The sequence below is a fragment of the Caulobacter sp. FG7 genome (assembly GCF_057808875.1).
On record NZ_JBMDIW010000008.1, the window covers coordinates 43567 to 58091 of the forward strand.

Sequence of the window (14525 nt, forward strand, 5' to 3'; positions counted from 1 at the left end):
CTCTGGTGTCATTGTTTCCCACTTCATCCCATGTTAACCCATTCGGGCTGGTCGGACTCGTGCTGGGGCGACCGTGTTTTGGGCAAGGGTTGGCGGGGTGTTCCTCTCGACGTTCGAGAAGCAGCTGGACAGCAAGCGGCGCCTCGTGGTGCCGCAGGAGTTCCGCGCCGCCGTCTCGGGCCCTTTCGACGGCATCTTCTGCTTCCCCTCGATCGAGGCCGACTGCCTGGAAGCCGGCGGCAAGGCCCTGTTCGACCGCTACCAGGCGGTGATCGACGAACTGCCCTTCGGCGATCCGGTGCGCTCGGCGCTGGAGACCAGCGTCCTGGGCGGCATGGCCCGCCTGTCGTTCGACACCGCCGGCCGCATCACCCTGCCCGACGTGCTGTGCGACATGTTCGGCCTCACCGACGAGGTGACGATCGTCGGCCTGGGCGAGCGCTTCCAGATCTGGTCGCGCGACGCCTTCCAGGCCCACCGCGCGACTCAGCGCGAACTGGCCCGCGACGGCCTGGCCGCCTTGCGCGCCCAGCAGCGCACGGCTCGCCTGGGAGGCGCCGCATGAGCGCCGCCCCGCACATCTCGGTCCTGCTGGGCGAAGTGGTCGAGGCCCTCGACGCCAAGCCTGGCGACATGATCCTCGACGGCACTTTCGGCGCCGGCGGCTACACCCGCGCGATCCTGGCCAGCGGCGCTTCGGTGACGGCTTTCGACCGCGATCCGACGGTGCAGCGCTTCACCGCCGATCTTCCCGCGGCGGATGGTCGCTTTCGGCTGATTCAGGACCGTTTTTCGCAAATCACCGCCTATTTTGGGCCTGCGTCGGTGGACGGCGTAACCCTGGATATTGGCGTGTCTTCCATGCAGCTCGACGAGGCCGAGCGCGGCTTCTCATTCATGCGCGACGGTCCGCTGGACATGCGCATGGGCGATGACGGCCCTACGGCCGCCGACCTGGTCAACACCCTCGACCAGACCGAACTGGCCCGCATCCTCTATGTCTACGGCGAGGAGCACGCCTCGCGTCGCGTGGCCAGCTTCATCGTCAAGCGCCGCGCCGAAAAGCCGTTCAGCCGTACGCTGGACCTGGCCGAGGTGATCGAGCGGTCGCTGGGCGGCCGCAAGGGCGCCAAGGTGCATCCCGCCACCCGCTCGTTCCAGGGGCTGCGCATCGCCGTCAACGACGAGCTGGGCGAGCTGGAAGCGGGTCTGGCCGCCGCCGAGTCGGTGCTGAAGCCGGGTGGCCGCCTGGCGGTCGTGACCTTCCACTCGCTGGAAGATCGCATCGTGAAGAACTTCCTGGCCGAGCGCGCCGGCCGCACGCCGGGCGGTTCGCGCCACGCGCCGCCGACCGCCCAGGGCGCTCCCCCCAGCTTCAAGCTGATCTCGACCAAGGCCATCGCGCCGGGCGAGGAAGAGCTTGCCGTCAATCCGCGCGCCCGCTCGTCCAAGCTGCGCGCCGCCGTCCGCACCGAGGCCCCCGTCTGGGAGGCCTCGGCGTGAGGATCTCGGAGGTCTTCCATCGCCGCGTCCGCGGCTTCCGCGTGGTCGACATCGTCGGCGTCGGGGTGCTGCTGACCCTGGTGCTGGGCGTCTACATGGCCAAGGCCTTCGCCGGTCGCGAGCGCGCCGAGATCGCCTCGGTCGAGCGCCAGATCGAGGAAGAGCGCATCAAGGTGCGCCTGCTGAAGGCCGAGGTCGCCCACCTGGAGCAGCCGCGCCGCATCGAATCCCTGGCCCAGGCCGCCCAGCTGGCTCCGATCGCGCCCGACCGCGAGACCAGCGAGGACGCGCTGATCGACGTCGCCCGCAAGCCGATCCCGGCCTCGAAGCTGCCCGCCCCGCCGGTCGCCGCCGCGGCCGATCCGGCCCTGGCCGGCGCCGACGCCCCCGACGGCGTCACCACCGGCGTCGAGGAGGCTCCGCGATGAGCCTGGCCAACCTCGTTCCCCACGGCGGCGGTCCGGCCTGGCGCTGGCTGATCGAGCGCGTCTGGCGCCTGGAGCACGCCTTCGAGCGCTCGCGCGCCGCGGCCAAGCCGGAAGACGACACCAGCATCCGCATCTTCTTCGTGCTGGCCCTGTTCGCCTGCGCCTTCATGGTGCTGGCCGTCGGCGCCACCTGGGCGGCGGTGTTCTCCAGCGCCGGCAAGAACGGCGGTTTCCTGGCGGCCATGGAAGGCGCGCGCGGCGACCTCGTCGACCGCGAGGGCAAGCTGCTGGCCGTCGACCTGACCCACTACGCGCTCTACATCGACCCCAAGGAAGTCTGGGACGCCAAGGCCACCCGCGCCGCCCTGGGCAAGGCCCTGCCGCAAGTGCCGGCCAAGCGCCTGGACAAGGCCATCTTCGGCGATCGCCGCACCTTCCTGCTGGGCGGCCTCGACCCGGCCCAGAAGGACGCGATCTTCAACCTGGGCCTGCCGGGCGTGGAGTTCGAGGAACAGGCCCGCCGCGTCTATCCGCTGGGCGTCTCGGCCGCGCACTTCGTCGGCTTCGTCGACGGCGGCGGCAAGGGCCTGGCCGGCGCCGAAGGCGCGCTGAACGATGACATCCACGCGGCCGCCGCCAAGGGCGAGGGGGCGGCTCCGATCGCCCTGTCGATCGACCTGCGCGTCCAGGCCGCCCTCGAGGACGAGCTGCGCAAGGCCGCCCTGGAGTTCGGCCCCAAGGGCGCCGTCGGCATCGTCACCAACGTCCACACCGGAGAGATCCTGGGCCTGGCCAGCTATCCGGACTTCGACCCGAACGACCCGGGCAAGGCCAGCGACGACGCCAAGCTGAACCGCGCGGCCGCCTCGGTCTACGAGATGGGCTCGACCTTCAAGGCCTTCACCGTCGCCATCGGCCTGGACACGGGCGTGGCCACGCCCAGCTCGACCTTCGACGCGCGCGAGCCCTACAAGCTGGGCTACCGCACGATCCACGACTACCACGCCTCGCGGAAGATCCTGACCCTGGTCGAGGTGTTCCAGCACTCGTCCAACATCGGCACCGCGCGCCTGGCCGAGGGGGTCGGCGCCCAGCGGCTGAGCCAGTATTACAACAACCTGGGCCTGACCAAGCCGGCCAAGGTGGAGCTGCGCGAGTCCGCCCGTCCGCTGACGCCGAAGAAGTGGGACACCGACGCGGTGGCCTCCACCTCGTTCGGTCACGGCATGAACGTCAGCCCGCTGGCCCTGGCCCGCGCGTTCGGCCCGCTGCTGAACGGCGGCACCATGCCGCCGCTGACCATCCGCAAGCTGCCGCCGGGCGTGCGCCCCGAAGGTCCGCGCGTGCTGTCCGAAGAAACCTCGCAGCAGATGCTGCAGATCATGCGCGCCAACGTCACCGGCGGCAGCGGCAAGACCGCCGACGTCAAGGGCCTGTCGGTGGGCGGCAAGACGGGCACCGGCGAGAAGTACGACCCCACGATCCGCGGCTACAACCACCAGCGCCAGGTCTCGTCCTTCGCCGCGGTGTTCCCGACCGAGGGGCCGATGGAGGCCGACCGCTATTTCGTCCTGATCCTGCTGGATGAACCGCACGGCACGGCCAAGACCTTCGGCTTCTCGACCGGCGGCTGGGTGGCCACGCCGGCCGCCGGCCGCGTCATCGACCGCATCGCCCCGTTCCTCGGCGTACAGCGCCGGAACGACCTCATCATCGCCGGCGCGCAGCCGAAAGCCACCACGCCAGGGGCGGGACTTTGACCAAGACGCTTTCACAGATCCTGCACCGTCCGTTCGATGCTGACCCGGCCATCGCCGGCGTCACCGCCGACAGCCGCAAGGTGCGTGAAGGCTTCCTGTTCGCCGCCCTGCCGGGCAGCAAGGTCGACGGCCGCAGCTTCATTCCGGGCGCGATCGCCTCGGGCGCCGCCGCCATCCTGGCCCCCGACGACGTGACGGGCCTGGCCGTGCCCACCGCCCACGCCACCGACATCCGGCGCGCCTACGCTCTGGCCGCCGCCGAGTTCTGGGCGCAGCAGCCGGCCACGGTGATCGCCGTCACTGGCACCAACGGCAAGACCTCGGTCGCCGGCTTCGCCCGCCAGATCCTGGCCCTGCTGGGCAGGAAGGCCGCCAGCATGGGTACGCTGGGCGTCGTCGTCAGCGCCCCGGGCGTTCCGGACGAGCAACTGACCCCGCCGGGCCTGACCACGCCCGACGCCGCCGACGTGGCCGAGATGGCCGCCAGGCTGGCGCAGATGGGCGTGACGCACCTGGCCGTCGAGGCCTCGTCGCACGGCATCGACCAGCGCCGCCTGGACGGCCTGAAGATCGCCGCCGCCGGCTTCACCAACTTCACCCAGGATCACCTCGACTATCACGGCACCATGGGCTGCTACCGGGCCGCCAAGCTGCGCCTGTTCGAAGCCCTGCTGCCGCGCGGCGCGACCGCCGTGCTGAACGCCGACAGCGACGCCTTCCCCGCCTTCGCCGCCGCCGCCGTGACCTCGGGCGAGACCATTCTGTCGGTGGGCGAGCAGGGGCAGGGCCTGAAGCTTATCTCGCGCGAGCCGACCCCCTGGGGGCAGCTCTTGAAGATCGCCGCCCAGGACCGCGAGTTCGAGGTGAAGCTGCCGCTGGCCGGCGACTTCCAGGCCTCCAACGTGCTCGTCGCCGCGGGCCTTGTCCTGGCCACCGGCGAGGATCTGGACGCCGTACTGGCCGCCCTGGAAAAGCTGGAAGGCGCGGCCGGCCGGCTGCAGCGCGTGGGCAAGGGTACCGGCAAGGGCGAGGCCTATGTCGACTACGCCCACACCCCCGACGGCCTGGAGACGGTGCTGAAGGCGCTGCGCCCGCACGTTCGTGGGAAACTGGTGGCCGTGTTCGGCGCCGGCGGCGACCGGGATCGGACGAAGCGTCCGCAGATGGGCGAGATCGCCGCCCGCCTGGCCGACGTGGCCATCGTCACCGACGACAATCCGCGCTCGGAAGATCCCGCCAGCATCCGCGCCGCCATCCTCGCCGCCGCCCCGGGCGCGCGCGAGATCGGCGACCGCCGTGAGGCCATCCGCGCCGGCGTCGCCCTGCTGGAAGACGGCGACGTGCTGGTCGTGGCCGGCAAGGGCCACGAGCAGGGCCAGCTGGTGGCCGGCGTCAACCATCCCTTCGACGACGTGGCCGAGACCCTGAACGCGCTGGAGGCCGTCAATGGCTGAAGCGCTCTGGACCGCCGACGAGATCGCCGCCGCGACGGGCGGTCAGGTCGCCGGCGACTTTTTCGCCACCGGCGTGTCGATCGACAGCCGCACCGTCGAGCCGGGCGACCTGTTCGTCGCCCTGGCCGGCGTGCGCGACGGCCACGAGTTCGTCGCCCAGACGGCTGAGAAGGGCGCGGCCGGGGCCCTGGTCTCGCAAGCCGTTGCGACCCCCGCCGTCGTCGTCGCCGACACCTTCAAGGCCCTGGAGGCCCTGGGCGTCGCCGCCCGCGAGCGCGCCCCGCAAGCCCGTCGCGGCGCCGTCACCGGCTCGGTCGGCAAGACCAGCGTCACCCGCGCCGTCGAGGCCGGCCTGCGCCGCGCCGGCAAGGCGCATGCGTCGGTGAAGTCCTACAACAACCACCTCGGCGTGCCGCTGACGCTGGCCCGCATGCCGCGCGACACCGAGCGCGCCGTGTTCGAGGTCGGCATGAACCATGCCGACGAAATCACCCCGCTGTCGAAGTTCATCCGCCCGCACGCGGTGGCCATCACCACGGTCGGCCCGGTGCACCTGGAGAACTTCGCCGATGGCGAGATCGGCGTGGCCAAGGCCAAGGCCGAGATCTTCGACGGGCTGGAGCCGGGCGGCGTCGCCGTGCTGAACGCCGACAACCAGTGGTTCGACCTGCTGAAGGGCGAGGCCGAGAAGGCCGGCGCGACCGTCCGCAGTTTCGGCCGTGACGGGACCAGCGCCCGCCTCGTCGACTTCGTGGTCGAAGGCGCCGGCGCGACCGTCGTCGCCGAGCTGGACGGAGAGGCCCTGTCCTTCCCGATCCGCCAGACCGGCGTGCACTGGGGCCCCAACAGCCTGTGCGTACTGCTGATGCTGGAAGCCCTGGGCGTCGACCGCGCCACGGCCCTGGCCGCCCTGGCCGAGTTCGCGCCGATCGAGGGCCGCGGGGCCGAGCAGACGATCGCCATCGAAGGCGGCGCCTTCACGCTGGTCGACGAGAGCTACAACGCCAATCCGGTGTCGATGCAGGCGGCGCTGGCCACCCTGGGCGCGCGCAAGGTCGCCGGCCGCCGGATCGTGGCCCTGACCGACATGCTGGAGCTGGGTCCCGACAGCCCGCGCTTCCATGCCGAACTGGCGGGCCCGATCGCCCAGGCAGGCATCGATCTGGTGTTCTGCGCCGGGCCGTTAATGATGTCGCTGTGGAACGCGCTTCCGCAGGAGCGCCGGGGCGGCTATGCGGACGCCGCGCCCGCGTTGGCGCAGCAGATCGCCACGGCCATGCAGCCGGGCGACGTGGTGATGGTGAAGGGGTCGAACGGCTCACGGGCCGGCGCTATCGCCGCCGCCCTGTCCGCGCTCGGCCGGCGGGAACAAGTCTGATGCTGTATTTCCTCTACGAATGGCTCTCGCGCGGCGGGCACGAGCACGTGCCGGTCCTGAACCTGCTCAAGTACCTGACCTTCCGCACCGGCATGTCGATGCTGACGGCCTATGTCGTGGCCGTGGCCATGGGCTCGCGCTTCATCCGCTGGATGAAGGCCAAGCAGGGTAAGGGCCAGCCGATCCGCACCGACGGCATCGAGCGCCACGTGCTCGAGAAATCCGGCACGCCCACCATGGGCGGCTTCATGATCCTGGCCGGCCTGTTCGTCGGCTCGCTGCTGTTCGCCGACCTGCGCAACGTCCACGTCTGGGTGGTGCTGGGCATCACCGCCGCCTTCGGCGTGCTGGGCTTCATGGACGACTACGCCAAGGTCACCAAGCAGACGACCGCCGGCCTTTCCAGCAGCCAGAAGCTGGTCGCCCAGTTCATCGTCTCGATCCTGGCGGCCGTGGCCCTGATCATCTTCGCGCCGAAGTCGCAGATGACGCCGGGCCTTGAGACCTCGCTGGTCTTCCCGATCCTCAAGAACCTGGTGATCAATCTCGGCTGGTTCTACGTGGCCTTCGCCGCGATCACGATCGCCGGCTTCTCCAACGCCGTGAACCTGACCGACGGCCTGGACGGCCTGGCCATCGTGCCGGTGATGTTCGCCGCCTCGACCTTCGGCCTGATCGCCTACCTCGTCGGCAACTACAAGTTCGCCGACTATCTGAACCTGCACTTCGTGCCGAGCGTCGGCGAACTGGCGGTGCTGTGCGGCGCCATCATCGGCGGCGGCATGGGCTTCCTCTGGTACAATGCGCCGCCGGCCAAGATCTTCATGGGCGACACCGGCTCGCTGGCCCTGGGCGGCGCGCTCGGCTCGATCGCCGTCTGCGCCAAGCATGAGCTGGTGCTGGGCATCGTCGGCGGCCTGTTCGTGGCCGAGGCGCTCTCCGTGATGATCCAGGTCGCCTACTTCAAGAAGACCGGCAAGCGCATCTTCCTGATGGCGCCGATCCATCACCATTTCGAAAAGCTGGGCTGGGCCGAGAGCACCGTCGTCGTCCGTTTCTGGATCGTCGCGATGATGCTGTCGTTCGTCGGTCTGGCCACGCTGAAGCTGCGGTAGGGGAGGGCGTAGGATGATCCCGGTCCGTGGGTTCGAGGACAAGACGGTCGCGGTGTTCGGCCTGGGCCGCACCGGCCTGACGGCCGCGCGCGCCCTGATCGCCGGCGGCGCCAAGGTGGCGCTGTGGGACGAGAAGGAAGTCGGCCGCGAGGCCGCGCGCGCCGAGGGCCTGCCGGTCGTCGACCTCTCGACCGCGGACTGGAGCCAGTTCGCCGCCCTGATGCTGTCGCCGGGCGTGCCGCTGACCCATCCCAAGCCCCACTGGACCGTCGACAAGGCCAAGGCGGCCGGTGTCGAGATCCTGGGCGACGTCGAGCTCTTCGCGCGCACGGTCAACGCCGCGCCCGAGCACAAGAAGCCGAAGATCATCGCCATCACCGGCACCAACGGCAAGTCGACGACCACGGCCCTGATCGGCCACCTGTGCCAGCAGGCCGGCCGCGACACCCGCGTCGGCGGCAACATCGGCGCCGGGATCCTGGGCCTGGAAGACATGCACGGCGGCGCGGTCTACGTGCTGGAGCTGTCGAGCTATCAGCTCGACCTGACCTCCAGCCTGCACGCCGACGCCACGGTGCTGCTCAACCTGTCGCCCGACCACATCGACCGCCACGGCTCGATGGAAGGCTACATCGCCGCCAAGCGCCGCATCTTCCTCAACCAGGGCAAGGGCGACACCGCGATCATCGGTGTCGATGATCCCTGGTGCCAGCAGATCTGCACCGAGATCACCGCCGCCAACCGCCGCACCATCTGGCCGATCAGCGCCGGCAAGGCCATGGGCCGGGGCGTCTACGCCCTGCAGGGCGTGCTGTACGACGCCACCGGCGAGCGCGTGACGGAAATGGCCGATCTTCTTCGCGCAAGAAGCTTGCCGGGCCGCCACAACTGGCAGAACGCCGCGGCCGCCTATGCCGCCGCCATCGCCATCGGCATTCCGCCCCAGCAGGCGGTCGAGGGCCTGATGACCTTCCCGGGCCTGGCCCACCGCATGGAGACGGTCGGCAAGATCGGCAAGGTCGCCTTCGTCAACGACAGCAAGGCCACCAACGCCGACGCCGCCCGCCAGGCGATGTCGAGCTATCCCAAGTTCTACTGGATCGCCGGCGGCGTGCCCAAGGCCGGCGGCATCGAGGATCTGGCCGACCTGTTTCCGCGCGTGGCCTGCGCCTACCTGATCGGTCAGGCGGCCGAAGAGTTCGGCAAGACCCTGGACGGCAAGGCCCCGGTCAAGCAGTGCGGCGACATCGAAACCGCCGTCGCCGCCGCCCATGCCGACGCCGCCGCCACCGGCCAGGACGCCATCGTCCTGCTCTCGCCCGCCTGCGCCTCGTTCGACCAGTTCAGCGACTTCGAGGCCCGCGGCGAAGCCTTCCGCGCGGCGGTCAACGGCCTGGTGAAGCCCAAAGCCAAGCGGGCTTAGTTCGCCCGCACAACTGCCGTCATCCCGGAAAGCCCGCCAGGGCTTATCCGGGACCCAGGGGCCAAGCGCAGTGCGGCGGCCCTGGGTCCCGGCTCTCCGCTTCGCTGCGGCCGGGATGACGAATATTTTTGCCGGTCGCCCTACTTCAGCACCCCGCGCTTGCCCATCGCCCAGGCGTACCAGGTGAAGAACGCCAGCAGGGCGGCGATGACGGCGCTGGTGATCGCCATCTGCTGGCCCATCACCTTGCCGCCGTCGGTCAGGGCGTAGGTGTAGAGCAGGCTGACCAGGAACGCCGCCAGCGAGACGGCGAACACTGGGAACGCCAGTTTCCGGCGCAGCAGCACCAGAACCGAGGCCCCGAAGGCCCCCAGCACGCCGATCGCCCAGACGCCGGTCATCCAGGCGGGCATTTCCCGATAGTGCGCGATCTGCTCGGCCGTCATGCCGGCGCTGGCCATGTAGGCCTCGCCCTGGGTCATGCTCATCACGAAGTCGAAGACGCCGATGGCGTTGAACAGGACGGCGACCACGCCGACCAGCCAGACGTGCCACGGGGTCTTGGCGGCGCCGCCGCCCAAGCTGTTCACTGCGGTCATCAAGCCCTCCCAAGCTGGACCGTTAAGCCGACAGCATCCGCCGGTTTCGTCGGCGCGTCCAGCAATCGAAGATCGTTGGTATCTCAAGATCCTCCCCCTGAAGGGGGAGGTGGCCCGAAGGGCCGGAGGGGGAAGTGTCTGATAAGTCGGCGGCAGCCGCTCACCCCACAATTGCTTCCCCCTCAGTCGCTCCGCGACAGCTCCGCCTTCAGGGGGAGCATCTTGATGCGCGGCCGGAGGAGGCGCCGCCAGGTGGTTTCGGTATACGAGAAAATTACGCTTGTAGAATCTGCGCCCCTCGTTTCAATCTACAATTGTAATCAAATGTGGGGCGATGCATGGGCACTCTAAAGACATGGCTGCGCCGGGGCGCGATCGGCATGGCGGCCGCAGCGATCGCGATCGGCGGGGGCGCGGCGGCGACGCGGGCGTTCTTCCAGCACCAGACGGCCGAGCGGCTGCGGATCGACGCCAAGGACGGCGTGCAGGAGAGCGGCTTCGTCAAGTTGCCCAGCGGCGAGCAGTGGGTCGTGATCCGGGGCGAGAACCTCGACAATCCGGTGCTGCTGGTCGTGCATGGCGGCGGCATGCCGACCTCGCTGTTCGCCGAGGACTACAAGAGCTGGGAGAAGGACTTCACGGTCGTCCACTGGGACCGTCGCGACCACGGCAAGAGCCTGGCCCGTGCGGGCGGCAAGATCGATCCGCACCAGGGGTTGGACGGCTTCGTCGCCGACGGCCTGGCCCTGAGCGAGCACCTGCGGACCAGGCTGCACAAGCCGCGCATCGCTGTGCTCGGCTGGTCGTGGGGCTCGCGCGTGGCTCTGACCATGGCCCACCGGCGGCCCGACCTGTTCTCGGTCTATGTCGGCACGGGGCAGGCGGTCGACAACAGCGCCCGCGACCGCCACGTCTACGACCACATGCTGGCCGTGGCCAAGACCGGCAAGCATCCGGAGTTGCTGGCCAGGCTGACCGCTCTGGGGCCGCCGCCCTACGACCCGCCCAGCCGCTGGAAGGAGGTCGACGCGCTCGAGCCGGTCTATCTGAAGACCGAAGGTCCGAGGAAGAGCGAGAGAGAGCTCTATCGCCAGGCGCTGGCCATGCCCGACTGGAGCCTCCAGGACCTGCTGACCCACAGGGACGCCGGCAGGACCATCCGCCGCCAGCGCTCGCTGGCCGTCTACAACGCCAACCACGTCTGGAAGGCAGCGCCCTTGGGCCGGGACTTCGCCATGCCGATGGTGCTGATCCAGGGCGAGTACGATCATCCCGATTTCGTGCGGCCCTGGTTCGACGGCCTGCAGACGCCGAGCAAGGATCTGGTGGTGCTGCCGGGCACGGGCCACGTGGCGATCCAGATGCAATCGGTCCGTTTCGGCCAGGCTCTGCATGATCACGTGCTGCCGCTGGCCAGGGCCTGGGAGTACGGTCCGCCGAAGCGTTAGGCGGGGCGAAACCTCGCCCTTCGACAGGCTCAGGGTGAGGTTTTCAGCCGTCCCGGCCTGTCCCTGGTCCTCATCCCGAGCCTGTCGAAGGACGAGGACCACGCAACGCTCAAGCCTGTGGAATGATAGAAAAATTTCTGCCGGCCGTGATTTCGTCGCGGCCGGCGGCAAGACTCGATTAACCGTAACGCCCGACTCTTGCCCCCATGCGCCAGCAGACCGCCCACGCCTTCGCCCGGACCGACCGCTCGCCCCTCGGGGTGTGGTGGTGGACGACCGATCGCTGGCTGCTGGGCGCGACCGCGATCCTGGTCACCCTGGGCGTCCTGCTGTCGTTCGCCTCGAGCCCGGCCGCGGCCCAGCGGATTGGCATCGACGACCAGTTCCACTTCGCCATCCGCCAGCTGGTGTTCGGCGTCGGGGCGGCGACCATCGTGCTGGCCGTGTCGATGCTCAGCCCCAAGGGCATCCGGCGGGCGGCCTTCTTCATCTACATCGTCGCGATCGGGGTCATGGCGGCCCTGCCGTTCATCGGCCACAGCGCCAAGGGCGCGGCCCGCTGGCTGATGATCGGCGGCTTCACCTTCCAGCCGTCGGAATTCATGAAGCCGGCCCTGATCATCCTGGTGTCGTGGATGTTCGCCGAGGGCCAGAAGGGCGAGGGCGTGCCCGGCGTGTCGATCGCGTTTGGCCTCTATTTCATCGCCGTGGCCCTGCTCTTGATGCAGCCCGACGTCGGCCAGACCGTGCTGATCACCATCGCCTTCGGGGCCGCGTTCTGGATGGCCGGGGTGCCGATCTCGTGGATCATGGGCCTGGGGGCGGTGGCGCTGGGCGGCCTGGCCTCGACCTATTTCCTGTTCGACCACGTGCACGCCCGCGTGCAGAAGTTCCTCAGCCCCGACCAGGCCGACACCCACCAGGTGACCCGCGCCGCCGAGGCCATCCATGCCGGCGGCCTGTTCGGGCGCGGTCCGGGCGAGGGCGTCATGAAGCGCCACGTGCCCGACCTGCACACCGACTTCATCTATTCGGTCGCCGCCGAGGAGTACGGCCTGGTCTTCTCGCTGGCCCTGATCAGCCTGTTCGCCTTCATCGTGGTGCGCGGGCTCTACAAGTCGATGAAGCTGGCCGACCCCTTCGAACAGGTCGCTTCGGCCGGGCTTTTCGTCCTCCTGGGCCAGCAGACGTTCATCAATGTCGCTGTGAACTTGAACATGATCCCGACCAAGGGCATGACCCTACCGTTCATCAGCTACGGCGGCTCGTCGATGCTGGCCATGGGACTCACCCTGGGTATGGCGCTGGCGCTGACGCGCAAGCGGCCCGGGTCCTATGGCGGCGGCGGACCGTTCGGCCAGACCGGCGCCTTCGACTGAAGGCTCTCGGGGTTAGGGAGACTGCAGTTGCGTAACACCTTCCCGGCTTGCGCCGTGCGTGCGGCGGATCTGGCCTGATGAGCGGCAAGCTGGCGATCGTCGCCGCCGGGGGCACCGGCGGCCACATGTTCCCCGCCCAGGCGCTGTCGGAGGCCCTGATCGGCCGCGGCTGGCGCGTGGTGCTGGCCACCGATGAGCGCGGCGCGTTCTACGCCGACAAGTTCCCGGCCCAGGAGCGGCTGGCCCTGTCGGCCGCCACCGCCAAGGCCAACGACCCGATCGGCATGGTCAAGGCCGGCATCGCCGTCGCCCAAGGCGTGTTGCAGGCCAAGCAGGCCTTCGCGCGGCTCAATCCGTCGGTCGTGGTCGGCTTCGGCGGTTATCCGGCCCTGCCGGCCCTGCTGGCCGCGCTGCTGGAAAAGCGCCCGACGGTGATCCACGAGCAGAACGCGGTGCTGGGCCGCGTGAACCGCTTCCTGGCGCCTTACGTCACCGAGGTGGCCTGCGCCTTCCCGACCCTGCAGATGGCCAAGCCCTCGGTGAAGGCCCGCGCCCACGTGGTCGGCAGCCCGGTGCGTCCGGAGATCCGCGACCTGGCGCAGGTGGCCTACCTGCCGCCCGAGGTGCAACTGCGCATCCTCGTCACCGGCGGCAGCCAGGGCGCACGCCTGCTGTCGGAGCTGGTGCCCGAGGCCATCGCCAAGCTGCCCGAAGAGATGCGTGGCCGCATGAAGGTGTTCCAGCAGGCTCGCGCCGAGAGCATGGAGCACGCCCGCAAGATCTATCGCAACGCCATGGTCGACTGCGAGGTCGCGCCGTTCTTCCGCGACATGGCCGGCCGCCTACGCCAGAGCCACATCGTCGTCGGCCGCGCCGGCTCGTCGACCTGCTGCGAACTGGCCGTGGCCGGCCGCCCGTCGATCCTGGTGCCGCTGAAGATCGCCGCCGACGATCACCAGCGCTTCAACGCCAAGCTGCTGGAAGAGGCCGGCGGCGCGGCCGTGTGCCTCGAGGACGAGCTGACCGTCGACGCCCTGGCCGGGGCGCTGAACGCCCTGCTCAAGAGCCCCGAGCGCCTGGCCCGCATGGCCAAGGGCGCCCGGTCGGTGGCCGTGCCCGACGCGGCCGACCACCTGGCGGACCTGGTCGAGCGCACCGCGCGTTAGGTCTCGCAAGGTTGGAGCGCGAAACATGCTTAACCGCCCGTTAAGCAACGCGCCCCAAACCGGACATGAAGACCTGTGACAGTGCAGACACGTAGAGCCCGCCTGTTCCTGGCATGCCAGGAGCAGACAGGCGGTCTCTAGATGAAGCATGAGAGCGTGGCGGTCGCCGAGACCGCCGACACTTTCGGCTGCCACGCTCTAGACTTGCGAGAAAAACACATGGACCGCCGCTCGCTGATCCTCTCCGGCATGGCCTCTGGCCTGACCTCCGTCGGCCTCGGCGCCTGCGCCAGCACCTCGCAGCCGCGCAATCCAGATCCGAACGGGCCGGCCTACGACACCGGCGCTGCAGCGACCTATTCGGCCGACGAGATGGTCCGCGCCACGTCCGACTTCCTGGGCGTGACCGCCGAAAGCGCCGGCGCGGCGATCGAGCGGATCTTCCGCGAGCGCGGCCAGCCCACCGGCTACGTGGCCGGCGAAGAGGGCTCGGGCGCCATCGCGGTTGGCCTGCGCTACGGCCGCGGCCTGCTCTACATGAAGGACCGTCCGACCCAGGAAGTGTTCTGGCAGGGCCCTTCGGTGGGTTGGGACTGGGGCGGCAACGCCAGCCGCGTCTTCACCCTCTGCTATAACCTGCAATACCCGGACGCCATCTTCCGCCGTTTCCCCGGCGTCGAGGGCAGCGCCTATCTCGTGGGCGGCCTGGGCGTGAACTACCAGAAGGCCGACACCATCGTCCTGGCCCCGATCCGCGCGGGCGTCGGCCTGCGCCTGGGCGCCAACATCGGCTACCTGGCCTACAGCCGCCAGCGCAACATCCTGCCGTTCTGAGGCGCTCGCGCCGATGGATCGAAAGGGCCCCCTCCGAC

General features: G+C 69.6%; 13 protein-coding genes. 12 read left to right on the forward strand and 1 reads right to left on the reverse strand.

What is annotated here, in order from left to right:
• Positions 1 to 97: 97 nt before the first annotated feature.
• From ACODR1_RS08395 to murD, 8 genes are read left to right on the forward strand one after another with little or no spacing between them, the layout of a single operon-like run.
• Positions 98 to 565: a division/cell wall cluster transcriptional repressor MraZ gene (locus ACODR1_RS08395; protein ID WP_101720088.1), complete on the forward strand. Its 468-nt coding sequence runs from the start codon at positions 98 to 100 to the stop codon at positions 563 to 565.
• Complete coding sequence (gene rsmH / locus ACODR1_RS08400) at positions 562 to 1503, forward strand: 16S rRNA (cytosine(1402)-N(4))-methyltransferase RsmH (protein ID WP_488880039.1); 942 nt, start codon at positions 562 to 564, stop codon at positions 1501 to 1503. The genes ACODR1_RS08395 and rsmH overlap by 4 nt, the downstream gene beginning before the upstream one ends.
• Positions 1500 to 1931: a cell division protein FtsL gene (gene ftsL, locus ACODR1_RS08405; protein ID WP_488880040.1), complete on the forward strand. Its 432-nt coding sequence runs from the start codon at positions 1500 to 1502 to the stop codon at positions 1929 to 1931. Before rsmH ends, ftsL begins: the two co-directional genes overlap by 4 nt.
• Positions 1928 to 3691 carry a peptidoglycan D,D-transpeptidase FtsI family protein gene (locus ACODR1_RS08410; RefSeq protein ID WP_488880041.1) on the forward strand — a complete coding sequence of 588 codons (1764 nt, stop codon included), beginning with the start codon at positions 1928 to 1930 and terminating at the stop codon, positions 3689 to 3691. The genes ftsL and ACODR1_RS08410 overlap by 4 nt, the downstream gene beginning before the upstream one ends.
• Positions 3688 to 5145, forward strand: coding sequence for a UDP-N-acetylmuramoyl-L-alanyl-D-glutamate--2,6-diaminopimelate ligase (locus tag ACODR1_RS08415; protein WP_488880042.1), 1458 nt, complete (start codon positions 3688 to 3690; stop codon positions 5143 to 5145). Before ACODR1_RS08410 ends, ACODR1_RS08415 begins: the two co-directional genes overlap by 4 nt.
• Positions 5138 to 6523: a UDP-N-acetylmuramoyl-tripeptide--D-alanyl-D-alanine ligase gene (locus ACODR1_RS08420; RefSeq protein WP_488880043.1), complete on the forward strand. Its 1386-nt coding sequence runs from the start codon at positions 5138 to 5140 to the stop codon at positions 6521 to 6523. The genes ACODR1_RS08415 and ACODR1_RS08420 overlap by 8 nt, the downstream gene beginning before the upstream one ends.
• The gene (gene mraY / locus ACODR1_RS08425; protein WP_488880044.1) at positions 6523 to 7638 is read left to right on the forward strand and encodes a phospho-N-acetylmuramoyl-pentapeptide-transferase; all 1116 of its coding nucleotides are present in this window, start codon (positions 6523 to 6525) and stop codon (positions 7636 to 7638) included. Before ACODR1_RS08420 ends, mraY begins: the two co-directional genes overlap by 1 nt.
• 13 nt (positions 7639 to 7651) lie before the next feature.
• Positions 7652 to 9061 (forward strand): UDP-N-acetylmuramoyl-L-alanine--D-glutamate ligase, encoded by a 1410-nt coding sequence (gene murD, locus ACODR1_RS08430; RefSeq protein WP_488880045.1) that lies wholly within the window; start codon positions 7652 to 7654, stop codon positions 9059 to 9061.
• 140 nt (positions 9062 to 9201) lie between these two features.
• On the opposite strand, the gene ACODR1_RS08435 is transcribed toward murD, so the two are convergent.
• Positions 9202 to 9660 carry a hypothetical protein gene (locus ACODR1_RS08435; protein ID WP_488880046.1) on the reverse strand — a complete coding sequence of 153 codons (459 nt, stop codon included), beginning with the start codon at positions 9658 to 9660 and terminating at the stop codon, positions 9202 to 9204.
• A 338-nt stretch (positions 9661 to 9998) separates the two neighbouring features.
• Between ACODR1_RS08435 and ACODR1_RS08440 the strand changes: the two genes are divergently transcribed.
• The 4 genes from ACODR1_RS08440 to ACODR1_RS08455 all read left to right on the forward strand — a co-directional run bounded on the left by ACODR1_RS08440 (position 9999) and on the right by ACODR1_RS08455 (position 14487).
• The gene (locus ACODR1_RS08440) at positions 9999 to 11108 is read left to right on the forward strand and encodes an alpha/beta fold hydrolase (RefSeq protein ID WP_488880047.1); all 1110 of its coding nucleotides are present in this window, start codon (positions 9999 to 10001) and stop codon (positions 11106 to 11108) included.
• Positions 11109 to 11314: 206 nt separating this feature from the next.
• Positions 11315 to 12487 (forward strand): putative lipid II flippase FtsW, encoded by a 1173-nt coding sequence (gene ftsW, locus ACODR1_RS08445; RefSeq protein ID WP_101720078.1) that lies wholly within the window; start codon positions 11315 to 11317, stop codon positions 12485 to 12487.
• A 77-nt stretch (positions 12488 to 12564) separates the two neighbouring features.
• Complete coding sequence (gene murG, locus ACODR1_RS08450; protein WP_488880048.1) at positions 12565 to 13653, forward strand: undecaprenyldiphospho-muramoylpentapeptide beta-N-acetylglucosaminyltransferase; 1089 nt, start codon at positions 12565 to 12567, stop codon at positions 13651 to 13653.
• A gap of 219 nt (positions 13654 to 13872) precedes the next feature.
• Positions 13873 to 14487, forward strand: a complete 615-nt coding sequence (locus ACODR1_RS08455; protein ID WP_488880162.1) for a DUF1134 domain-containing protein — start codon at positions 13873 to 13875, stop codon at positions 14485 to 14487.
• The last annotated feature ends 38 nt before the right edge of the window (positions 14488 to 14525 follow it).

Excerpts from the sequence above, each read along its gene's own strand:
- ACODR1_RS08435 (WP_488880046.1), bottom strand. The coding sequence starts at position 9,660 with ATGACCGCAGTGAACAGCTTGGGCGGCGGCGCCGCCAAGACCCCGTGG.
- murG (WP_488880048.1), top strand. The coding sequence starts at position 12,565 with ATGAGCGGCAAGCTGGCGATCGTCGCCGCCGGGGGCACCGGCGGCCAC.
- ACODR1_RS08440 (WP_488880047.1), top strand. The coding sequence starts at position 9,999 with ATGGGCACTCTAAAGACATGGCTGCGCCGGGGCGCGATCGGCATGGCG.
- ACODR1_RS08410 (WP_488880041.1), top strand. The coding sequence starts at position 1,928 with ATGAGCCTGGCCAACCTCGTTCCCCACGGCGGCGGTCCGGCCTGGCGC.
- ACODR1_RS08420 (WP_488880043.1), top strand. The coding sequence starts at position 5,138 with ATGGCTGAAGCGCTCTGGACCGCCGACGAGATCGCCGCCGCGACGGGC.
- rsmH (WP_488880039.1), top strand. The coding sequence starts at position 562 with ATGAGCGCCGCCCCGCACATCTCGGTCCTGCTGGGCGAAGTGGTCGAG.
- murD (WP_488880045.1), top strand. The coding sequence starts at position 7,652 with ATGATCCCGGTCCGTGGGTTCGAGGACAAGACGGTCGCGGTGTTCGGC.
- ACODR1_RS08455 (WP_488880162.1), top strand. The coding sequence starts at position 13,873 with ATGGACCGCCGCTCGCTGATCCTCTCCGGCATGGCCTCTGGCCTGACC.
- ftsW (WP_101720078.1), top strand. The coding sequence starts at position 11,315 with ATGCGCCAGCAGACCGCCCACGCCTTCGCCCGGACCGACCGCTCGCCC.
- mraY (WP_488880044.1), top strand. The coding sequence starts at position 6,523 with ATGCTGTATTTCCTCTACGAATGGCTCTCGCGCGGCGGGCACGAGCAC.